The organism is Streptomyces sp. RGM 3693 (genome assembly GCF_050471125.1).
GTDB lineage: Bacteria > Actinomycetota > Actinomycetes > Streptomycetales > Streptomycetaceae > Streptomyces.
The window spans coordinates 405,951-427,329 of sequence record NZ_JBMPPQ010000001.1; the positions used below are offsets into that span (position 1 = coordinate 405,951).

Genomic DNA, 21,379 nt, shown 5'->3' on the forward strand with positions numbered 1-21,379 from the left:
CGTTACGGTGTCCGATGTGTCAACCGTGTCAGCCCGCCTCACCGACCCCGAGCAGCTCAAGGAGCTGCTCGGCATCCCGTTCACCCCGGAGCAGACGGCGTGCATCACGGCCCCGCCCGCGCCGCAGGTCATCGTGGCCGGAGCCGGTTCGGGCAAGACCACGGTGATGGCCGCGCGGGTGGTGTGGCTGGTCGGCACCGGCCAGGTCGCCCCCGAGCAGGTCCTCGGGCTGACGTTCACCAACAAGGCGGCGGGGGAGCTGGCCGAGCGCGTCCGCGCGGCCCTCCTGGCGGCCGGCGTCACCGACCCCGAAGCGCCCGCCCCTCACCCGGCCACCGCCCCGGCCGGAAGCGCTGCGCACGGCCCCGCCGAGGGCGCCCCGGGCGCCGAGACGCCCTCCGGGGAGCCGCGGATCTCCACCTACCACGCCTTCGCCGGCCAGCTCCTCAAGGACCACGGCCTGCGCATCGGCCTGGAGCCCAGCGCCCGGCTGCTCGCCGACGCCACCCGCTTCCAGCTCGCCGCCCGCACCCTGCGCGCCGCCCCCGGTCCGTACCCGTCGCTCACCACCTCGTTGCCCACCCTGGTGGAGGACCTCCTCGCCCTCGACGGCGAGCTGGCCGAGCACCTGGTGGAGCCGGCCGCCCTGCTCGCCCACGACACCGCCCTGCTCGCCGTCCTGGAGGGCGCCAAGCTCAGCAACGCCGATCTGCGCAAGGTCCCCGAGGCCGCCCGCGGCCGGCTGGAGCTCCTCGACCTGGTCGGCGCCTACCGCCGCGAGAAGCGCCGCCGCGATCTGCTGGACTTCGGCGACCAGATCGCCCTCGCGGCCACCCTGGCCACCACCCGCCCGGAGGTCGGCGCGCTGCTCCGCGACGAGTTCCGGGTCGTCCTCCTCGACGAGTACCAGGACACCTCCGTCGCCCAGCGGCTGCTGCTCTCCGGCCTCTTCGGCGCCGGCACCGGGACCGCCAACGGGACCGCCAACGGGACCGCCAATGGGACCGCCACCGGGACGGGCCCGGGGACCGCCACCGGGCATGCGGTCACCGCCGTCGGCGACCCCTGCCAGGCGATCTACGGCTGGCGCGGCGCCTCCGTCGCCAACCTCGACGACTTCCCCGCCCACTTCCCGTTCGCCGACGGCACCCCGGCCCGCCGCTTCGCCCTCAGCGAGAACCGCCGCAGCGGCGGCCGCCTCCTGGACCTCGCCAACCGCCTCGCCGCCCCGCTGCGCGCGATGCACGCCGGCGTGGAAGCGCTGCGTCCGGCCCCCGGCGCCGAACAGGACGGCGTGGTCCGCTGCGCCCTGCTGCCCACCCACGGCGAAGAGCTGACCTGGCTCGCCGACTCCCTCGCCCACCTGGTCCGCACCGGCACCCCGCCCGGCGGGATCGCGGTGCTGTGCCGCACCGCCGCCGACTTCGCCGGTATCCAGGGCGAGTTGGTCGCCCGGGACGTCCCGGTGGAGGTCGTCGGCCTCTCCGGGCTGCTCCACCTCCCCGAGATCGCCGACCTGGTCGCGGTCTGCGAGGTCCTCCAGGACCCGACGGCCAACGCCTCCCTGGTCCGCCTGCTGATCGGCCCCCGTTGGCGGATCGGCCCCCGCGACCTGGCCCTGCTGGGCCGCCGGGCCCGCGTCCTGGCCCACCCCTCCTCCCACGGTTCCCCCGCCGACGACCCCGAGCAGCGTCTCGCCGCGGCCGTCGAGGGCGTCGACCCGGCCGAGACGGTCTCGCTCGCGGACGCGCTGGACACCTTCCTGGAGTCCGGCGGGCTCGACGACGGCCTGCCGTTCTCCCCGGAGGCCACGGTCCGCTTCGCCCGCCTGGCCGCCGAACTCCGCGATCTGCGGCGCTCGCTCGCCGACCCGTTGATGGATGTGCTCCACCGGATCCTCGCCGTCACCGGCCTGGAGGTCGAGCTGTCCGCCTCGCCGCACGCCCTCGCCGCCCGCCGCCGGGAGACCCTGGGCACCTTCCTCGACATCGCCGCCGGTTTCGCCGCCAAGGAGGGCGGCGCCGCCCTCGACGGCGAGGCGACCCTGCTGGCCTTCCTCGGCTTCCTGCGCACCGCCGTCCAGTACGAGAAGGGCCTGGACAGCTCGCTCCCCGGCGGCGAGAACACCGTCAAGGTGCTCACCGCCCACAAGTCCAAGGGCCTGGAGTGGGACGTGGTCGCGGTGCCCGGCCTGGTGACCAAGCAGTTCCCCAGCGAGCAGGCCCGCGAGTCCTGGATCAGCCGCGCCAAGGTCCTGCCGCACGCCCTCCGCGGCGACGCCGCGACCCTGCCCGACGTGGCGGAGTGGACCGCCCGCGGCGTCAAGGACTTCAAGGAGGCGATGCGGCACCACCAGGAGACCGAGGAGCTCCGCCTGGGCTACGTCACCTTCACCCGCCCCCGCTCCCTCCTCCTCGGCTCCGGCCACTGGTGGGGCCCCAGCCAGAAGCGTCCCCGTGGTCCGTCCGCCTTCCTCACGGCGCTGCGCGAGCACTGCGAGGCCGGCCACGGCGAGATCGAGGTCTGGGCCGACCCGCCGGAGGAGGACGCCGAGAACCCGGCCCTCGCCGAGGCCGCCGCCGACCGGCCCTGGCCGCTGCCGCTGGACCCGACGGCCACGGCCCGCCGCCGCGCGGCCGCCACCACCGTCCTCGACCACCTCACCCGCTACGCGCCGGACACCGCCCCGGACTCCGCGGCGCCGGCCCAGGCCCCCGCGTACGACCCGGAGTGGCCGCCCCCACCGGACGACGAGGAATGGGCGGCGACCTACGAGGACGCGGCGTACCCGCCGTACGAGGACGCCCCGTATGGCGACGCCCCGTATGGCGATGCCCCGTACGAGGACGCCCCGTACGACGACGCGTACCGCGACGTGTATGACGAGGCGCCCGATGATCACGTCCCGTTTGACGATCATGCCCTGTTCCACGAGCCCGCGGCCGGGGACGCCACCGCATCCCAGGCCGGGGCCGGAGCTGGATCCGGAGCCGACGCCGGCGCCCCGGCCCCGCGCCCCCGTCTCATCGCGCAGCGCTCCGCCGAGCCCGACCCGGCCACCCTCACCGGCGGCCCCGGCCCCGAAGGCCCCGCGGGCCGGCAGTCCCCGGCGCTGATCCCCGAGGAGCGCCGCACCGTGGCGTCCTGGGACCGCGATCTGGAGGCGCTCGCCACCGAGCTGCGCAGCTCCCGCGCCCGGGTCCGCGACGTCCCGCTGCCGGCTTCGCTGACCGCCACCCAGCTGCTCCAGGTCGCCGCCGACCCGGACGGCTTCGCCCGCGAGCTGGCCCGTCCGATGCCGCGTCCGCCGCAGCCCGCGGCCCGCCGCGGCACCCGCTTCCACGCCTGGGTCCAGTCCCGTTTCGAGGAGCTGCCGCTGCCGCTGCTCGGCCCGGAGGAGCTGCCCGGCGCCGAGCCCGGCGAGGCCGCGGAGATCGCCGACGAGCAGGACCTGGCGGCCCTGAAGGAGGCGTTCGCCCGGACCCCGTACGCGCACCGGACCCCGTTCCGGGTGGAGGTCCCGTTCCGGATGACGCTCGCCGGGCGGGTGGTCCGTGGCCGCATCGACGCGGTCTACAAGGAGCCCGGCCCGGACGGAGACCGCTTCGAGATCGTCGACTGGAAGACCGGCCGGAACCTCCCCTTTGGTGCCGGCGGCGCGGACCCCCTCCAGTTGGCCGTCTACCGCCTGGCCTGGGCCGAGCGGTACGGCCTGGCGCCCTCCGAGGTCGGCGCCGCGTTCCTCTTCGTCCGCACCGGAGAAGTGGTCAGACCCGCCCGCCTGCCGGGCCGGGCCGGACTCGAACGGATCCTGCTGGGCGAGACCCCCGGCCGGTATCCCCCAGAAGGCCGATAGGCTCGGGCGTATGAGCACCACCCCGGACAACGCCGTCCGCGCGTATCTCACCGGCCACCGCGACGCCTTCCTCGACGACCTCGCCGAGTGGCTGCGCATCCCCTCCGTCTCGGCCGATCCCGGCCGCGCCGCCGACGTGCGCCGCAGCGCCGACTGGCTCGCCGCCAAGCTCGCGGAGACCGGCTTCCCGGTGACCGAGGTGTGGGAGACCGAGGGGCTGCCCGCGGTGTTCGCCGAGTGGCCCTCCGGGGACCCGACCGCCCCGACGGTGCTCGTCTACGGCCACCACGACGTCCAGCCCGCCGCCCGCGAGGACGGCTGGCACACCGACCCGTTCGAGCCGGTGACCGTCGACGGCCGGCTCTATGCGCGCGGCGCTGCCGACGACAAGGGCCAGGTCTTCTTCCACACCCTGGGCGTCCGCGCCCACCTCGCCGCGACCGGCCGCACCGCCCCCGCCGTCAACCTCAAGCTGCTCATCGAGGGCGAGGAGGAGTCCGGCTCCCCGAACTTCCCGGCCCTGATCACGGCGCGTGCGGACCGCCTGGCCTGCGATGCGGTGGTCGTCTCCGACACCGGCATGTGGGCCGAGGACACTCCCACCGTCTGCACCGGCATGCGTGGGCTGACGGACTGTCAGATCGATCTGTACGGTCCCGACCAGGACATCCACTCCGGCTCGTTCGGCGGCGCGGTGCCCAACCCGGCCACCGAGGCGGCCCGACTCGCCGCCGCGCTACACGACGCCGACCGCCGGGTCGCGATCCCCGGTTTCTACGACGGCGTGGTCGAACTCACCGACCGCGAGCGGGAGCTCTTCGCCCAGCTGCCCTTCGACGAGGAGCGCTGGCTGCGCACCGCGCACTCGCACGCCACCCTCGGCGAGCGGGACGCCACCACCCTGGAGCGCATCTGGGCCCGCCCCACCGCCGAGGTCAACGGCATCGGCGGCGGCTACCAAGGCCCTGGCGGCAAGACCATCGTCCCGGCCGCCGCCCAGCTGAAGCTCTCCTTCCGGCTGGTCGCCGGCCAGGACGCCGAGGCCGTCCAGCAGGCGGTCCGGGCCTGGGTCGCCGCCCAGCTCCCGGCCGGTATCCGCCACGAGATCACCTGGTGGGGCGCCACCCGCCCCTGCCTCACCCCGCTCGACCACCCCGCGCTCCAGTCCGTAGCCCGCGCCATGAGCCGGGCCTTCGAGACGGAGATCCGCTTCACCCGCGAGGGTGGTTCGGGTCCGGCGGCCGACCTCCAGGACGTCCTCGGCGTCCCGGTCCTCTTCCTGGGCATCTCGGTGCCCTCCGACGGCTGGCACGCGCCGAACGAGAAGGTCGAACTCGACCTGCTGATGAAGGGCGTCGAGACCGCCGCCTACCTCTGGGGCGACCTGGCGGACGCCTGGCGCCCGGCCTGATCCGCGTCCACCGCCGTACCGCTCCGCGCCCGCACGCAGCAATCACCCACGCCACAGGGGGAGTTGGAAACAGTAGTGACCATCTGGACCGACCGCACGGCCGACCGGCCGATCACCTTCAGCGCGCCGAGCGGAATTGACCGCTCCGCCCACCACCGTCAGGACGAGGCATGGCTGGCGGCGGCCTGGAGCCACCCGACGACGCGCGTCTTCGTCGTGTCCGGGGGCCAGGCGCTGATCGACGACACCCCCGACGGCCGCACCGAACTGATCATGACGCCTTCCTTCGAGGCGCCGCTGACCGAGGCCCACCGCTACTACCTCGGCACCGACGAGGACGGCGTCAGCTACTTCGCCCTCCAGAAGGACGCGCTGCCCGGCCGGCTGGACCAGTCCGCCCGCGCCGCCGGACTCCGCGAGGCCGGCCTGCTGCTCTCCCCCCGGGACGCCGGCCTCCTCGTCCACGCCGTGGCCCTGGAGAACTGGCAGCGGATGCACCGCTTCTGCTCCCGCTGCGGCGAGCGGACGGTCATCGCGGCGGCCGGCCACATCCGCCGCTGCCCGGCCTGCGGTGCCGAGCACTACCCGCGCACCGACCCGGCCGTGATCATGCTCGTCACCGACGACCAGGACCGCGCCCTCCTCGGCCGCCAGGTCCACTGGCCCGAGGGACGCTTCTCCACCCTCGCCGGGTTCGTCGAGCCGGGCGAGTCCATCGAGCAGTCGGTCGCCCGGGAGGTCTACGAGGAGGCCGGGGTCGTCGTCGGTGACGTGGAGTACGTCGCCAGCCAGCCCTGGCCCTTCCCCTCCAGCCTGATGCTGGGCTTCATGGCCCGCGCCACCTCCTCCGAGATCCAGGTGGACGGCGAGGAGATCGAGGAGGCCCGGTGGTTCTCCCGGGACGACCTCTGCGCCGCCTTCGCCTCCGGCGAGGTCCTCCCGCCCTACGGCATCTCCATCGCGGCGCGGCTCATCGAGCGCTGGTACGGCAAGCCGCTGCCCAAGCCGTGATGTCAACGGCCCGGGCCGTGACCGCCTCGGCCCGGGCCGCATATCCCCGCGGCCGGCGCTGCGGGGATGCGTTGAGGCCGGCGCCGCGGACAGCACTGAGGCCCGGACCACGGACGACACCGTGGCCCGGGCCGCGCACAGCACGGGCCGTCGACCGGCTCCCTCACGGACCGGTCGACGGCCCCGCTTCGGCGGTGCGCCCGGCCCTCAGGCCGCGGCCACCTTCTCCTTGACCTGCGCCAGGGACGGGTTGGTCAGCGTCGTGCCGTCGGCGAAGAGCACGGTCGGCACCGTCTGGTTGCCGCCGTTGGCCTTCTCCACGAACGCCGCGGACTCCGGGTCCTGCTCGATGTTGATCTCGGTGTAGGCAATGCCCTCGCGGTCCATCTGGCCCTTCAGCCGACGGCAGTAACCGCACCAGGTCGTGCTGTACATCGTCACAGTGCCCGCCATGCGTCCCGCGCTCCTTAGCTCGGTCTTGATCGTGATCATGTGCCACGCGCGTCGCTCCGACGCCGTGGCACCGACCTGAACAACGTCCACCGGGCCCGGACCATTCCCGGCCACCCCAGACGTGTTCCCGGCCACTCGCCGGCACCCCGCCACCGTCCCCAGCCGGGGCCCACCAGTACGACCGGCCCCCTGCGGTGTGGACGGTTTTCCCGGGTGCCCCGGCGGACCTGGCAGCATGGCGGGGTGACAGCAGCAACGGACGCCACTCTCTTCCCGCAGGTTCCGGGCGGCTCTCCCCACGCGATTCCGCCGAGCGGGGCCGATGCGGTGCTCGAAGGGCTCGACCCCGAGCAGCGCGAGGTCGCCACGGCCCTGCACGGGCCGGTGTGCGTCCTGGCCGGCGCCGGCACCGGCAAGACCCGCGCGATCACCCACCGCATCGCCTACGGCGTCCAGGCCGGGATCCTGCAGCCCGCCAGTGTGCTCGCGGTCACCTTTACCGCCCGCGCCGCCGGCGAGATGCGCGGCCGGCTCCGGCAGCTCGGCGCGGCCGGCGTCCAGGCCCGCACGTTCCACTCCGCGGCCCTGCGCCAGCTCCAGTTCTTCTGGCCCCGGGCGGTCGGCGGCGAGCTGCCGAGGCTGCTGGACCGCAAGGGCCCGCTGGTCGCCGAGGCCGCCGCCCGCTGCCGCCTCCGCCTCGACCGCAACGAGCTGCGCGACGTCACCGGCGAGGTCGAGTGGTCCAAGGTCACCCAGACGGTGCCCGCCGACTATCCGGCCGCGGTCGCCAAGGCCGGCCGCGAGGCGCCCCGCGACCCCGCCGAGATCGGTCAGATATACGCCACGTATGAGCAGCTCAAGCGGGACCGCGGCACCATCGACTTCGAGGACGTGCTGTTGCTCACGGTCGGCGTGCTGCAGGACCGGCACGACATCGCCGAGCAGGTCCGGACCCAGTACCAGCACTTCGTCGTCGACGAGTACCAGGACGTCAGCCCGCTCCAGCAGCGGCTGCTGGAGCTGTGGCTGGGTGACCGCGACACCCTGTGCGTGGTCGGCGACGCCAGCCAGACGATCTACAGCTTCACCGGCGCCACCCCCGACCACCTCCTTGACTTCCGCAGCCGCCATCCGCACGCCACGGTCGTCAAGCTCGTCCGCGACTACCGCTCCACCCCCCAGGTCGTCCACCTCGCCAACGGCCTGCTCTCCCGGGCCCGGGGCCGCGCCGCCGAGCACCGCCTGGAGCTGGTCTCGCAGCGCGAGCCGGACACCGAGCCGGTCTTCACCGAGTACGCCGACGAGCCCGCCGAGGCCGAGGGCACCGCCCGCCGGATCCGCGACCTGATCGCCGCCGGCGTCCCGGCCAGCGAGATCGCGGTCCTCTTCCGCATCAACGCCCAGTCCGAGGTCTACGAGCAGGCCCTCGCCGACGTCGACGTGCCGTACCAGCTGCGCGGCGCCGAGCGGTTCTTCGAGCGGCCCGAGGTGCGCGAGGCCGGCGTCAAACTGCGCGGCGCGGCCCGCTTCGGCGGCAACGACACCCTGCTCGCCGGCGCGGCCGGCCTGCCGTCCGAGGTGCGCGCGGTGCTCAGCGACATGGGCTGGACCGACCGGCCGCCGGCCGGCTCCGGCGCGGCGCGCGACCGTTGGGAGTCGCTCGCCGCCCTGGTCCGGCTCGCCGAGGACTTCGTCCGGGCCCGCCCCACCGCCACCCTCGCCGACCTCGTCGCCGAGCTGGACGAGCGGGCCGCCGCCCAGCACGCCCCCACCGTCGAGGGCGTCACCCTCGCCTCGCTGCACGCCGCCAAGGGCCTGGAGTGGGACGCGGTGTTCCTGGTCGGCCTCACCGAGGGCATGCTGCCGATCCACCACGCCCGCACCGACGAGCAGGTCGAGGAGGAGCGCCGGCTGCTCTACGTCGGCATCACCCGCGCCCGGCGCCACCTGGCGATGTCCTGGTCGCTGGCCCGCTCGCCCGGCGGACGGCCCGTGCGCAGCGCCAGCCGTTTCCTCGACGGCCTCCGGCCGGGCTCCGGCGGGGCGGCCCGCCGCCGCACGTCGGGCCTGCTCACCGGCGGCGTCGAGCGCGGCGGCAGTGCCCCGGCGGCCCCCGGCCGACCACGCCACACGCACCGTAGCCCGGCCCGCTGCCGGGTCTGCAACCGCACGCTGACCGACCCCGGCGAGATGAAGCTGATGCGCTGCGAGGGCTGCCCCTCGGAGCTCGACGAGGCGCTCTACGAGCGGCTGCGGGACTGGCGCGCCGAGCAGGCCGCGCAGACCCGCCAGCCGGCCTACTGCGTCTTCACCGACAAGACCCTGATGGCCATCGCCGAGGTCGTCCCGGCGGCCGCCGAGGAGTTGGCCGTCATCCCCGGCGTGGGTCGCCGCAAGCTCGACCGCTTCGGCACCGACGTGCTCGCGATCTGTGCCGGTGAGGAGCCTGGTGCGGAGCCCGGCGGGGACGTCGCGGACGGGTCCGGGGACGCCGCGGAAAACTCGTCGGAAAAATAGTTTGCGTGCGCGGAGCGCATCCCCATAGCCTTCGGGAGCAGCGGAAACAACGGAACTTCCGGGATCCGATGATTCCGTGCTGTACTTGAACACCCCGGATCGGGTTTTCCCGATCCCCTAGACGCCGAGAGGAGGCGAGCCCAGTGATCAGCTTCATGGAGACCAACAAAATGACCGATCTCTCGGTCGTCGCCCCCTGCGCACTCGGCTTCTCGCTCCTGGGCACCGGTCTGTCCGGCTCCGGCCGTCCTTCCGGTACCGAGGTCGCGCGTCCCGACGCCCTCGCCGTCCTGACGGTGAGCGAGCGCATCGTGCGACCGACCGAGGCACCCGCGGCAGCGGCAGTGAAGGCAACGGCGAATGCCTCCGTCTTCGCGACGCCGGCCAACGGTGCCGAATCCCGGAAGTACCAGTCGCAGCATGACATGTGGGCCTACCGCGGCCTCGAATCCTGGAGAGATCCAGCCTGATCGGCGAATCAGGTCGGCACCTTCCAGGGCCGCGGAACCCACACCGGGATCCGCGGTCCTTTTGTTTTGCCCAATGTGCCCGCCACCAGCCGGGCCGGAACAGACGAGGAACACACCACAGTGCAACTCCAGACGCACACCCCGTCCGCCACCGACCTGATCCCTCCGCCTGACCCCCAGGAGAACCCCTTGCTGCCCCTCACCGAGCTCGACGACGAGATCGACCGCCTCGGCACCGCCGTCCCCTGCCGTACCTACGACCCCGAGGTCTTCTTCGCGGAGTCCCCGGCCGACGTCGAGTACGCCAAGACGCTGTGCCAGACCTGTCCGGTGCGCGAGGCCTGCCTGGCCGGCGCCAAGGACCGCCGCGAGCCGTGGGGTGTCTGGGGCGGTGAGCTCTTCGTCCAGGGCGTCGTTGTGCCGCGGAAGCGTCCGCGGGGCCGTCCGCGCAAGAACCCGGTCATGGCATGAACACCGCGCGCACAGGAACGATCGACCGTCCCGTCACACGGGATCCCCAGAAGCAGGACCCCACGATGAACCCGACTTTCACCGAGACCACCGCCCCCGCGAACTTCGGCGCGATCGAGTCGCGTCAGAACAGGAACCTCGCCATGCAACTCATGCCAGAAGCCCTGGCCAGGGCCCATGTGGAACAACGCCTGTCAGAAGCCGAGTCCGAACGCAGAGGACATCGGCTCGCCGCCGCGCGGCGGATGCAGCGGCGCGCCGAGCGCGCGTCGCTGCGTGCCCGCCGGGCGTTGGCCATGGCCGTGATGCAGTGACCGGGTACCCCCGCACCGCACACTGATCCATCGTCACCACGGGGTCCGTCCCACAGGACGGGCCCCGTGGTGCGTTGCGTCCCGTTTCGCAGTTCCCGTGGGGATATCGTCGGATGGTGGACCAGAAGACGCATCAACAGGCGGAGTTGGCCTCCGACGCCACGGTGTGCGCGCGCTGCGGCGCGGTGGCCGAGGGCGCCCCGCCGACGTGGATCTGCTCGGTCGAGAACGGCGAGCGCCGGTACTTCTGCGACCGCTGCGCCCGGGACAACATCCGTGCCATCGAGGGCCGACTGGACTCCAGCTGGTGGTGAGTGTCAGGCCGGGCTCTCCGCCGGGCTGCCGGCGGAGCTCCCCGTGCCCGTCTCCTCCCCGGCCGTGTCGGTTACCCCCTCTTCTACCGCGTCCTCTTCTGCTGTGGCCTCGTCGGCTTCGGCGGGCAGGAACCCCGGCATCCACGCCTCCAGCTCGTCGCGCAGCCGCACCGTGGCCCCCAGCTGACACAGCACCCCGATGGTGCTCAACGTCACACGGTGTATCAGGAGGTAGGCGGGCGGCAGATTGAGCTGCTTGCCCAACTGGTGCGCGGGGGAGCGCGGATCGCCGATCCGGGCCGCCTGCCGCCGCATCCAGCCCCGAGTGAAGGTGAACGCGTCCACCTGTGCGGGCTCGATGATCGGCAGCAGGTAATCCAGCATCGCGTCCGGATCCAGCTCGATGGACTCCTTGACGAAGCCCTCCTCGCACAGCATGCGGTAGACCGCGTCCGCCTCGCCGTCCAGCGCCATCCGCAGCGAGGTGCCGATCGTCGGCGGCAGCCCGTCGGGCAGCCGGTCGACCGTGCCGAAGTCCAGCACGCCCAGCCGCCACTCGGCCACCGGCCCGTCCGGCGACCGGCCGGGCAGCAGCCGGAAGTTGCCCGGATGCGGGTCGGCGTGCAGCAGGCCCGTACGCGCCGGACCGGAGAAGAGGAAGTGCGCCAGCAACTGCCCGGCGCGGTCGCGCTCCTCCTCGGTGCCGTGGGCGATCACCTCGGACAGCGGCACCCCCTCCAGCCACTCCGTCACCAGCACCTGGTCGCTCTGGTGCACCACGGCCGGCACCACCACGTCCGAGTCGCCGGCGAACTCCGCGGCGTGCGCCCGCTGGGCCTCGGCCTCCAGGGCGTAGTCCAACTCCTCCGAGACCCGGTCGCGCAGCTCGGTGATGAGTGGCTTGATGTCCATGCCCGGGATCAGCGGCCCGAGCAGCCGCGCGAACCGGCTGAGCTGCGTCAGATCCGACAGCAGTGCCGGGCCCGCCCCCGGATACTGCACCTTGACGGCCACCTCGCGGCCGTCGTGCCACACCGCCCGGTGCACCTGCCCGATCGACGCTGCGGCGGCCGGCTTGTCCTCGAACTCCTCGAACAATTCCCGCCAGTCCGCGCCGAGCCGCTCGGTCAGCACGGCGTGCACGGTGCTGGTCGGCAGTGGCGGGGCCGCTTCCTGAAGCTTCGTCAGGGCCGCGCGGTAGGGACCGGCGACCTCCTCGGGCAGCGCCGACTCGAAGACGGACAGTGCCTGCCCGAACTTCATCGCACCGCCCTTCAGCTCGCCGAGCACCTTGAAGAGCTGCTCCGCGGTGCGCTGTTGGAGCTCCCGACCGACGATCTCGGCGGACCTGCCGCCGAGCCGTTTGCCCAGGCCCCAGGTGGCGCGGCCGGCGAACCCCAGTGGCAGCGCGGCCAGCTTGGCGGTGCGGGTGACCGCCTTGCGGGGAAGATCAGACATGCGCCCCTCCAACTCACACCGTCCCCTACCGGGGTTATCCCGCCATTGTTGCGTGTCGCGGCCGAGGATCCGAGGTGTCCGCCGCGTCCCGTATCGCAGCGGCACCGCAGCCGCAGTCGGGATGCGGGGCGATCCGCACCGTCCGAACGCTCGCACACGGCAGCGGGAGCTCCATCCGCGCCCCGGTGCACGGCGGCGGCTCGCCGTCGAGGAACGTCAGTGCCTGGGCTGCGGCAAGCCCCGCGACCGCTGTCGCCAGTGCGGCGTCGCAGGCCGGCACCGCCGGCGTACCGCGCCCCGAACGCCACTGTGCGAGCAGCCGCGGCCAGGCCGGCTCCGCGTCCGTACGGCGGAGTTCGTCGCAGCCGGCACAGGCCGAGACGCCGGGCACCACCAGTGGGCCCACCACTCCCGTGCCCTCCAGCACACCCGCGTAGAGGTGCGGGATGCCGGCGGTGAGCAGGGGAGCGGCGAGCACCGGGTCGGGGGCGTAGGCACCGAGGCCGTCGCGCGGGGCGAGCACCAGGAGGGAGATGCCGGGTTCGCCGGCCTCGGTGACCGGGCCGCCGGACCGGGGCCGGCGGCTCCACGGGGAGGACTCCCGGACCAGTCGGCGCGCGGCCTCGCCCCGCCGTTCGCCGATCTGACCGGCCGTGGGCCCGCCCGGAACCACGTCCCACGGCGCGACCGTGCCGCCGTCCACCACATCCACCCGGCCGATCCCCGAGGCCGCCAGGAGCGCCGCGATCTGGGCGCCCACCCGCCCTGCCCCCTTCACCTTCACCCGGACCGAGCGGCGCGCCCCCAACTGCGCGAGCGGTCCCGCCGCTGCCGGGTGCTGCCGCACGGACAGCGCGGCCAGATCCGCCCGCAGCCGCTCGACGGCCGGTCCGTCCGCCTGCACGGCGCCGTCCGCCGGCCCGTCCGTCGCCGCTGCCTCCAACAGGCCGGCCGCGCCGAGCCGCTCCACCACCCCGCGTGCCCGCTCCGGCGCGACGTCCAGCGTCGCGGCCGCGTCGACCAGTTGCGGCAGTGAGCGGGTGCCGTCGATCAGCTCGATGAAGCAGCCGGTCGCGAGGTCGACCGGGCCGACCACCCGGGCATGGGCCGGTGCCACGCCGAACCGCACCGTCTCCCGGTCCCGCCAGCCGCGCCGCAGCGCGGGCTTGAGCATCGGATGCATGTCATCCGCCCCCCGTTCCGTCTCGTCCGGCCTCCAGCATGCGCCGGCCGGGCGTCGGACCCGGAAGTTATCCACAGGCACCGGCCGAGAGTCGTACAAGCGGTGCACGCCGGGGGCGTTCAGGTGGCGAACTGTCCGTGGGTCGGGACTTCCCCCAGTGCCAGCGGGTAACGTCGGGCGCGTGCCCGCCGACCCTTCCCCGCGCGGTTCCGGGGAGACGCCCCTGCGCCGTGCCGCCGACGGCCCGCGGCGGGCCGAACCGAGCCCGCCGGCCCGCCCGGTCGAGGTGCGCCGCAGTGCCCGGCGGCGCCGGACGGTCTCCGCGTACCGCGAGGGCGACCGCACGATCGTCCTGATCCCGGCCCGGATGTCGCAGGCCGAGGAGCAGCGCTGGGTGTCGGTCATGCTGGACAAGCTCGCCGCCCAGGAGAGCAAGCGGATGCTCGGCGACGGCGACCTGGCCGAACGCGCCGAGCGGCTCTCCGAGCAGTACCTCGACGGACGGGCCCGGCCGGCATCGGTCCGTTGGGTCACCAACCAGAACACCCGCTGGGGATCGTGCACCCCCGCCGAGGGCAGCATCCGGCTGTCGCACCGCCTCCAGGGCATGCCGGAGTACGTCATCGACTACGTCCTGCTGCACGAACTGGCGCACCTCCTCGTCCCCGGCCACGGACCGGAGTTCTGGCGGCTGCTGGAGCCCTATCCGCGCACGGAGCGGGCCCGCGGCTACCTCGAAGGCGTGGTGGCCGCCGACCGGCTGCCGCATCTGCCCGCGGCCCGCCGCCGCTGACCGCGCCGGCTGTCCCCCGACGCGCCCCGCCGCCGCGGACCGTCAGCGCCAGCCGTTAGCCTGGCGTGGGTAGGGATTCAAGGCGAGAGCGGGGGAGGGGCGTTGCCCATGGCCAGGGAATTCCAGCGAGGCCACAAGGCCAGGCTGGTCGATCTGACGGCGGAACGGGACCTGTATGTCGGGGTGCAGATCGCCGGTCCCGGCTTGACCTTCGACATCAGCTGCTTCGGTCTGGACGCCGACGAGCGGCTCTCCGACGACCGGTACTTCGTCTTCTTCAACCAGCCCGAGGCCCCCGAGGGAGCGGTCCGACTGCTCGGCCCGCAGGCCGGCGACACCGAGTCCTTCCGCGTCGCCCTCGACCGCCTTCCGCCGTCCATCCGGAAGCTGACCTTCACCGCCGCCCTCGACGGCGAGGGGCAGATGGCGCAGATCGGCCCCGGGTGCCTCCGCATCGTGGCCGGCGGCCAGGAGGTGGCCCGGTACCCCTTCACCGGCGGCGAGTTCAGCACCGAGCGCGCCGTGATGCTCGGTGACCTCTACGTCAAGGACGTCTGGCGGTTCGCCGCGGTCGGCCAGGGTTTCGACGGCGGGCTGGAGGCGCTGCTGACGAACTTCGGCGGCGAGGTCCTGGAGGAGGACGCCGCCGGGGAGGCACCGGCTCCGCCGGCCACCGCGCAGGGCGTGCCCGATTTCACGCTGCCGCCGCCGGCTCCCGGGCCCGCCGCGGCCTCGGTGCCGCCCGCCTCCGCCGCGCCCGTCCCGGCCCCGCCGGTGCCCTTCGCCCCGGATCCGCGCGAGCCCGCGCCGCACCCGCAGTCGGCCCCGCCCCCGCTGCCGGCCGTTGCGCAGCCCCCGCAGCCCGCCGCCGCGCAGATCCACAGTGCGCCGACGGTCATTGCGCCGATGTTCCCGCCCGGTGGCCCGGTGTCACCCCCGGGTGCCCAGGGGCCGCCCCCGCCGCCACCCCCGCTCCCGGGAATGCAGGGGCCGCCGCCCCCGCCCCCGCCGCCGTCCCTGGGCCCGCAGGGACCACCGCCTCCGCCGCCCCCGCCCCCGTACGGCCAGGCGCCCGGCGGCTACCCGGCAGGCCAGCAACCGCCCCCGCCCCCGCAATACGGGCAGCAGCCGCCCCCGCCCCCGCAGTACGGGCAGCAGCCGCCTCCGCAGTACGGGCAGCAGCCGCCTCCGCCGCCCCCCTACGGTCAGCAGCCCCCGCCGCTGCCGCAGTACGGCCAACAGCCCCCGCCGCCCGGTGGATACGGCGCGCCCCAAGGCCAGCCCGCGCCGCCCCCGCCGCCCGGCGCATACGGTCAGCCGGGTCAGCAGCACCCGGGAGCCCCGTACGCCCCGTATCCGGGGCAGGGCGCGCCCCTCCCCGAGGACGGCGGTACGGGCCCGTGGCACCGCCCCGAGGACCCGGGAGCCCCCGGCGGACCACAGGGCGACCCGCACCGAGGCCGCTGACGGGTGCGGCCGCGGCCGACCGCCGCGTCACCCCGCTGTACACATGCGTCCGGCGCCCGCCCCGAGGAGGGACGGGCGCCGGGCGTGATGATGCGTCAGGAATTCGTGGACAGCAGCGCGCGGGTGTCCGCCACCAGGCGCACCACCGACGCGTCGGCGACCGCGGGCACCTCGTCGTAGCGGAACCACCGCAGGTCCAGCGACTCGTCACTGATCGCCGCCACCGCGTTCGCGGGCGCCAGCGCGGCGTACTGCACGTCCAGATGCACCGCGCAGGGCGTCTGGTGCCGGTCCAGCCGCACCGGCGCGGAGCCCAGCAGCGTCAGCCCGTGCGCGATCCCGGACTCCTCACGCGCCTCGCGCAGCGCCGCATCGGCCAACGAGGCGTCCTCGGGCTCGCAGTGGCCACCCATCTGGAGCCACATCTCCAGCTTGCGGTGCAGGGTGAGCAGCACCCGCCCGCCGGCCGGGTCGATCACCAGCGCACTGGCCGTGATGTGCCCGTCCTTGCACGGCTTCCACATGCCGTCCTGATGGGCCACGAGGTGGTCCAGATAGGCCAGCCGCAACCGCTCCTGATCAGCCGACGGCGCGGGCCATTCCTTGAGCACCCGCGCCGCTTCCGCATGCAGACTCACTTGGTGTCGTCGCCCTTGCCCTCGTCCTCGGGGCCGCGCGGGTCGCCCTCGGCCGGGCCGTCCCCGGAGTCCTCGGCGGCGCCGTCCTTGGCCCGCTTGGTCAGGTCCGGGCCGCTGCCGCTCGCCGCCTCGCCCAGCATCTTGTCGAGCTCGGAGAAGTCCGCGTGCTCGTGGTGCACGAAGCCGTCCGGGTCGTCCAGGTCGGCCGCCGTCGGCAGCATGTCCGGGTGTTCCCACAGGCCGTCACGGCCGTCCAGGCCCCGCGCGTCCGTCAGGGAGGCCCACAGCCGCGAGGCGTCCCGCAGGCGCCGCGGACGCAGTTGGAGACCGATCAGCGTGGAGAACGTCTGCTCGGCCGGGCCGCCGGTGGCCCGGCGTCGCCGCAGCGTCTCGCGGAGCTTGTCGGCGGACGGCAGATGCGGTTTGGCGGCGGCGTGCACCACCGCGTCCACCCAGCCCTCGACGAGCGCCAGCGCGGTCTCCAGACGGGCCAGCGCGGCCTTCTGCTCCGGTGTGTCCTCGGGCTGGAACATGCCCCCTTGCAGGGCGTTCTGTAGCTCCTCGGGGTGCTGCGGGTCGATCTGGCCGACCACGTCCTCCAGCTTGGAGGTATCGACCTTGATGCCACGGGCGTAGCCCTCGACGGCACCGAACAGATGCGAGCGCAGCCACGGCACATGGGCGAAGAGCCGCTGGTGGGCGGCCTCGCGCAGGGCCAGATAGAGCCGCACCTCCTCCTCCGGGACGCCCAGTCCGTCGCCGAACGCCTTGACGTTCGCCGGCAGCAGCGCGGCCTTCCCGGCCGGGCCCAGCGGCAGTCCGACGTCGGTCGAACCGACGACCTCGGAGGCCAGCACGCCCAGCGCCTGCCCGATCTGGGTGCCGAACATCGCGCCGCCCATGGAGCGCATCATCCCGAGCAGCGGGCCCGCCATGGCCTGCATCTCCTCGGGCAGCACATCACCCATCGCCGCCCCGACCCGCTCGGCGAGCGGGTCGACCAGGTCCTTCCATACCGGCAGGGTCTCCTCGACCCACTCGGCGCGGCTCCAGGCCACCACGGTGCTGGCGCCCGACGGGAGCGACGTCACCCCGTCCAGCCACAGGTCCGCGAGCCGCACGGCGTCCTGGACCGCGCTCCGCTCACCGGGGGAGACGCTGGCGTCCTTGCTGCCGTCCTCGGCGCCCTGCGCGACGGTCTGCCGCGCAATGTCCTTGGCCATCTCCCAGTTCACCGGGCCGCCCTCGTAGGAGAGCATCTGGCCGAGTCGCTGGAAGGCGGCGCCGAGGTCACCAGGGTTCATCTGGCCGCCGGGTCCCCCCATGCCGCCGAAGAGCGCCGCGAACGGATTGTCCGCGTCGCCGCTCCCGCCGCCGAACCCGAAGGGGTTCGCGGGGCCCTGGCTACCTCCCTGGCCGCCCTTCTGCTTGCCGTTGTCGCCGTCCTCCGGCTCCTCCGGCGGAAGGCCGAATCCAAATGGGGTGTCACTCACGGGTTTCCTCGGCTCGTAGGGCCGCCGGCCCTACGCCGACGGCGGCTGCCCGACATCACCTCCAGCGTAGACACTCGCCCCGCCCTGGGGCTCGGTGCTTCGCTGTCCCGGTGGCTGCGGCAGGATGGATGCCACCTGGTACGGACGCGTCCGACGCGCCCGTACTGAAGACAACCGCTGGAGACGCCCGGTGAGTTCCCCAGATCCGACCGTTCGCGCAGCGCGAAACGCTGCCGCCACAGCCGAACAGGCAGACCGCACCCCGGTCGACGCCGACCGGCCGCTGCGCCGCCCCGTCGTCGCCGTCACCGGAGCCGCCTCCGGGGTCGGCGCGCTGCTCACCCGTGCCCTGGTCGCCTCCGACGAGGTCAAGCAGGTGGTGGCCATCGACGAACGGCCCGGCGACGTCCCCGAGGCGCAGTGGCACGTGCTGGACGTCCGCGACCCCGCCATCGCCGACAAACTTCGCGGAACGGACGTCGTCGTCCATCTCGCCCTCGATCTCGACCTGGAGACCGACGCCACGGCCCGCACCGCCTACAACGTGCGCGGCACCCAGACGGTGCTGACCGCCGCCGCGGCCGCCGGCGTCCACCGGGTGGTGCTGTGCACCTCCGCGATGGTCTACGGGGCGCTGCCCGACAACGACGTCCCGCTCGCCGAGGACGCCGAACTGCGCGCCACGGCGGACGCCACCGGGGTCGGCGACCTCCTGGAGATCGAGCACCTGGCGCGCCGCGCCCCGCGCGCCCACCCGGGCCTCAACGTCACCGTGCTGCGCCCCGCCATCCTGGTCGGCGGCACCGACACCGCGCTGACCCGCTACTTCGAGTCGCCGCGCCTCCTGGTCGTCGCCGGGTCCCGCCCGGCCTGGCAGTTCTGCCACGTGGAGGACCTGGTCAGCGCCCTGGAGCACGCCGCCCTGGAGAAGGTCGAGGGCGAGCTGGCGGTGGGCTGCGACGGCTGGCTGGAACAGGAGGAGGTCGAGGAGCTCTCCGGTATCCGGCGCATGGAGCTGCCGTCCTCAGTGGCGCTGGGCGCCGCCGCCCGGCTGCACCGGATCGGCCTGACGCCGTCGCCCGCCGGGGACCTCGCCTACACCATGCACCCCTGGGTGGTCAGCGGCAGTCGACTGCACGACGCGGGCTGGCGGCCCCGGTGGACCAACGAGGAGGTCCTCGCCGAGCTGCTGGAGGAGGTCGCCGGACGGCACACGGTCGCCGGCCGCCGGCTCGGCCGCAAGGACGCCACCGCCGCCGGCGCGGCCGGTGCCACCGTCGCCCTCCTGGGTACCGCGGCCCTGGTCCGCCGCGCCCGCAAGGCCCGCCGCCGCATCTGACGCCACCGGGGCCGCCGCCCGCAGACCGTCCCGTAGGCCGGGTGGGGTCGGCGCACCAGGGCCGTGGACTGTACGAGCCTCCATACGGGGCCCCGGCCGCCCAGTGGAAACGGCCATTCCCCGGGGCGCACCCGGTACGGCACGATGGGACCATGTCTGGTACGCACACCCGCCCGTCCACCGGCCGCGACCACCCTGGTGAGCAGGGCGCCGCAGACCCCATCCGGCTCCTGGAGATCCGCGCCGGCGCGCTGTCCGTGGACGAGGTCTTCGCGGCCGTCGGGGACCAGGCGGCGGGCGGCACCGCACTCTTCGTCGGCACCGTCCGCTCGCACGACGGCGGCTCGGACGTCGACGGACTGGGCTACTCCGCGCACCCGACCGCCGGGGAGGAGCTGCGCCGGGTGGCCGAGAAGGTCGTCGCCGACTATCCGGTCCGCGCGCTGGCCGCCGTCCACCGGGTGGGCGATCTGGCCATCGGCGATCTGGCCGTGGTCGTCGCGGTCTCCTGCCCCCACCGCGCCGAGGCGTTCGCCGCCTGCCGCAAGCTGATCGACGACCTCAAGCACGAGGTCCCCATCTGGAAGCACCAGACGTTCTCGGACGGGACAGAGGAATGGGTCGGCGCGTAGCGCCGTCTTCTGGGGGTGGAGGTCGGGCGACGGGCGGGCCTTCCGAAGCCGAACCGGAATCCCGGGTTCCGGTTGCGTAACCGGCTCCCCGGCACCAGCGTTGACCTGGCAGATGGTTAATCTGCTTATTTGTCGATCGCGGGCGCGCAAGGGGTAGGGAGGTTGCCATGGGAGCGCTGCTCTGGCTGCTGATTCCGGTGCTGGCCGGGCTGATCGCTGCACTCTGGAGCAGCTGGGCCATGCGCAACCGCCGGACCGGGGACATCGCCGAGCTGGCGGGCTACGCCCGGTTCCGCGCCGCGATGGAGAAGGAGCACGCCGCCCCCGCCTCCGCCACGACCGCCCCCGAGCACGCCTCGGAACCGGCCTGACGCCTCCGGTGCCCCGTCCGGACGGCCCCGCGGGCCGGTTGTCATACCCGTCCCGTACTGTCGTTCCATGCCACGCCGCACCGCGACGCTGCTCGCCTCGACCCTGATGCTGATCGCGCTGCTCTGTGCCGGGGTGCTGATTCCCGTTCCGTATTCCGAGATGTCGCCGGGGCCGACGGTCAACACCCTCGGTGATCACAACGGTGAGCCGGTGCTCCAGATCACCGGCCGGAAGACGTATCCGACGACCGGCAACCTCAACATGACCACGGTCCGGGTCACCGGGCCGGACTACAACATGAACCTCTTCGAGGCGGTCTACGGCTGGCTGGACCCGAGCAGTGCGGTGGTGCCGCACAAGACGCTCTACCCGGAGGGCCAGACGGCCGAGCAGGCCGATCAGCAGAACGCCGAGGAGTTCACCCAGTCCCAGGAGAGCGCCAAGGTAGCCGCGCTCCAGCAGCTGCACATCCCGGTCGCCAGTCAGACCGTCGTGGGCGCCGTCGTCAAGGACAAGCCGGCCGACGGGCTGCTGCACGCCGGCGACGTGATCAAGGCGGTGGACGGCAAGAACGTCCAGCAGACCGGCGACGTCGCCAAGTTCGTCACCCAGCACAAGCCGGGCGAGAAGGTGGTCTTCACCGTCATCCCCGCCAAGGAGGCGGCCGCGGCGGAGAAGCAGGGCAAGCGGCCCGAGGGCCCCGGCAAGCAGATCACGATCACCACCGCGGCGGACAGCGGCCGTGCGGTGGTGGGCATCCAGGCCCAGGTGGACCACATCTTCCCGTTCCCCATCGACGTGAAGCTCGCTGACGTCGGTGGCCCGAGCGCCGGCCTGATGTTCGCGCTCGGCATCGTCGACAAGCTCACCCCCGGTGGGAATCTGACCGGCGGCAAGTTCGTCGCCGGCACGGGCACCATCGACGACCAGGGCAAGGTCGGTCCGATCGGCGGCATCTCGATGAAGACGATCGGTGCGCGGGACAAGGGCGCGGAGTTCTTCCTGACGCCCAAGGAGAACTGCTCGGCCGCCGCGAAGGACACCCCCAGCGGGCTCCGCCTGGTCAAGGTCGGCACCATAGGAGACGCGGTGCAGGCGCTGGAGAAGATCCGCAAGAACGACACCGCCGGCCTGCCGAGCTGTAGCCCAGCAGGCCGGTAGCGGGGGTTGACCGGCGGGCCGTCCGG

Annotated in this window: 18 protein-coding genes and 1 pseudogene; 14 read left to right on the top strand and 5 right to left on the bottom strand. The window is 73.7% G+C overall.

All coding sequences use genetic code 11. The annotated features are described in order from the left end of the window. Positions 1 to 25: 25 nt before the first annotated feature. From ACO0M4_RS01870 to nudC, 3 genes are all read left to right on the top strand, one after another. Positions 26 to 3,856: a UvrD-helicase domain-containing protein gene (locus ACO0M4_RS01870; protein ID WP_430371183.1), complete on the top strand. Its 3,831-nt coding sequence runs from the start codon at positions 26 to 28 to the stop codon at positions 3,854 to 3,856. 10 nt (positions 3,857 to 3,866) lie between these two features. Then, positions 3,867 to 5,267: a dipeptidase gene (locus tag ACO0M4_RS01875; protein WP_430367755.1), complete on the top strand. Its 1,401-nt coding sequence runs from the start codon at positions 3,867 to 3,869 to the stop codon at positions 5,265 to 5,267. 75 nt (positions 5,268 to 5,342) lie between these two features. Further along, the gene (gene nudC, locus ACO0M4_RS01880) at positions 5,343 to 6,278 is read left to right on the top strand and encodes an NAD(+) diphosphatase (RefSeq protein WP_430367756.1); all 936 of its coding nucleotides are present in this window, start codon (positions 5,343 to 5,345) and stop codon (positions 6,276 to 6,278) included. 207 nt (positions 6,279 to 6,485) lie between these two features. On the opposite strand, the gene ACO0M4_RS01885 is transcribed toward nudC, so the two are convergent. Next, positions 6,486 to 6,731 (bottom strand): mycoredoxin, encoded by a 246-nt coding sequence (locus ACO0M4_RS01885; protein ID WP_039632983.1) that lies wholly within the window; start codon positions 6,729 to 6,731, stop codon positions 6,486 to 6,488. A gap of 243 nt (positions 6,732 to 6,974) precedes the next feature. Here ACO0M4_RS01885 and ACO0M4_RS01890 point away from each other — a divergent pair, with 243 nt between their 5' ends. From ACO0M4_RS01890 to ACO0M4_RS01910, 5 genes are all read left to right on the top strand, one after another. Next, positions 6,975 to 9,248 carry an ATP-dependent DNA helicase UvrD2 gene (locus tag ACO0M4_RS01890; RefSeq protein ID WP_430367757.1) on the top strand — a complete coding sequence of 758 codons (2,274 nt, stop codon included), beginning with the start codon at positions 6,975 to 6,977 and terminating at the stop codon, positions 9,246 to 9,248. A gap of 143 nt (positions 9,249 to 9,391) precedes the next feature. Next, positions 9,392 to 9,718: a hypothetical protein gene (locus ACO0M4_RS01895; protein ID WP_430367758.1), complete on the top strand. Its 327-nt coding sequence runs from the start codon at positions 9,392 to 9,394 to the stop codon at positions 9,716 to 9,718. A gap of 120 nt (positions 9,719 to 9,838) precedes the next feature. Then, positions 9,839 to 10,189 carry a WhiB family transcriptional regulator gene (locus ACO0M4_RS01900; protein ID WP_430371184.1) on the top strand — a complete coding sequence of 117 codons (351 nt, stop codon included), beginning with the start codon at positions 9,839 to 9,841 and terminating at the stop codon, positions 10,187 to 10,189. Further along, on the top strand, positions 10,186 to 10,503 hold the full coding sequence (locus tag ACO0M4_RS01905; protein WP_430367759.1) for a hypothetical protein: 318 nt from the start codon (positions 10,186 to 10,188) through the stop codon (positions 10,501 to 10,503). The genes ACO0M4_RS01900 and ACO0M4_RS01905 overlap by 4 nt, the downstream gene beginning before the upstream one ends. A gap of 113 nt (positions 10,504 to 10,616) precedes the next feature. Next, positions 10,617 to 10,817 (top strand): hypothetical protein, encoded by a 201-nt coding sequence (locus ACO0M4_RS01910; protein ID WP_430367760.1) that lies wholly within the window; start codon positions 10,617 to 10,619, stop codon positions 10,815 to 10,817. A 3-nt stretch (positions 10,818 to 10,820) separates the two neighbouring features. On the opposite strand, the gene ACO0M4_RS01915 is transcribed toward ACO0M4_RS01910, so the two are convergent. Together ACO0M4_RS01915 and ACO0M4_RS01920 are read right to left on the bottom strand one after the other, a co-directional pair. Beyond that, positions 10,821 to 12,275 (bottom strand): ABC1 kinase family protein, encoded by a 1,455-nt coding sequence (locus tag ACO0M4_RS01915; RefSeq protein WP_430367761.1) that lies wholly within the window; start codon positions 12,273 to 12,275, stop codon positions 10,821 to 10,823. A 34-nt stretch (positions 12,276 to 12,309) separates the two neighbouring features. Further along, positions 12,310 to 13,449, bottom strand: a complete 1,140-nt coding sequence (locus ACO0M4_RS01920; RefSeq protein WP_430371186.1) for a TOMM precursor leader peptide-binding protein — start codon at positions 13,447 to 13,449, stop codon at positions 12,310 to 12,312. 190 nt (positions 13,450 to 13,639) lie between these two features. Here ACO0M4_RS01920 and ACO0M4_RS01925 point away from each other — a divergent pair, with 190 nt between their 5' ends. Beyond that, positions 13,640 to 14,251, top strand: a complete 612-nt coding sequence (locus tag ACO0M4_RS01925; protein WP_430367762.1) for a M48 metallopeptidase family protein — start codon at positions 13,640 to 13,642, stop codon at positions 14,249 to 14,251. Between the two features lie 108 nt (positions 14,252 to 14,359). Beyond that, positions 14,360 to 15,556 (top strand): annotated as a pseudogene (locus tag ACO0M4_RS01930) (TerD family protein); the annotation flags it as partial. 257 nt (positions 15,557 to 15,813) lie between these two features. On the opposite strand, the gene ACO0M4_RS01935 reads toward ACO0M4_RS01930, so the two are convergent. Next, entirely contained in the window at positions 15,814 to 16,356 is a 543-nt protein-coding gene (locus ACO0M4_RS01935) for an NUDIX hydrolase (protein WP_430367763.1), read from the bottom strand. Next, on the bottom strand, positions 16,353 to 17,849 hold the full coding sequence (locus ACO0M4_RS01940) for a zinc-dependent metalloprotease (RefSeq protein WP_430367764.1): 1,497 nt from the start codon (positions 17,847 to 17,849) through the stop codon (positions 16,353 to 16,355). Before ACO0M4_RS01940 ends, ACO0M4_RS01935 begins: the two co-directional genes overlap by 4 nt. Before the next feature lie 190 nt (positions 17,850 to 18,039). Here ACO0M4_RS01940 and ACO0M4_RS01945 point away from each other — a divergent pair, with 190 nt between their 5' ends. From ACO0M4_RS01945 to ACO0M4_RS01960, 4 genes are all read left to right on the top strand, one after another. Continuing rightward, entirely contained in the window at positions 18,040 to 19,188 is a 1,149-nt protein-coding gene (locus tag ACO0M4_RS01945; protein WP_430367765.1) for an SDR family oxidoreductase, read from the top strand. A 152-nt stretch (positions 19,189 to 19,340) separates the two neighbouring features. Next, positions 19,341 to 19,820: a molybdenum cofactor biosynthesis protein MoaE gene (locus ACO0M4_RS01950; RefSeq protein WP_430367766.1), complete on the top strand. Its 480-nt coding sequence runs from the start codon at positions 19,341 to 19,343 to the stop codon at positions 19,818 to 19,820. A gap of 167 nt (positions 19,821 to 19,987) precedes the next feature. Continuing rightward, a complete protein-coding gene (locus ACO0M4_RS01955; RefSeq protein ID WP_430367767.1) occupies positions 19,988 to 20,191 on the top strand; it encodes a hypothetical protein in 204 nt (67 codons plus the stop codon). Between the two features lie 67 nt (positions 20,192 to 20,258). Next, positions 20,259 to 21,353: a YlbL family protein gene (locus ACO0M4_RS01960; RefSeq protein ID WP_430367768.1), complete on the top strand. Its 1,095-nt coding sequence runs from the start codon at positions 20,259 to 20,261 to the stop codon at positions 21,351 to 21,353. Positions 21,354 to 21,379: the final 26 nt, after the last annotated feature.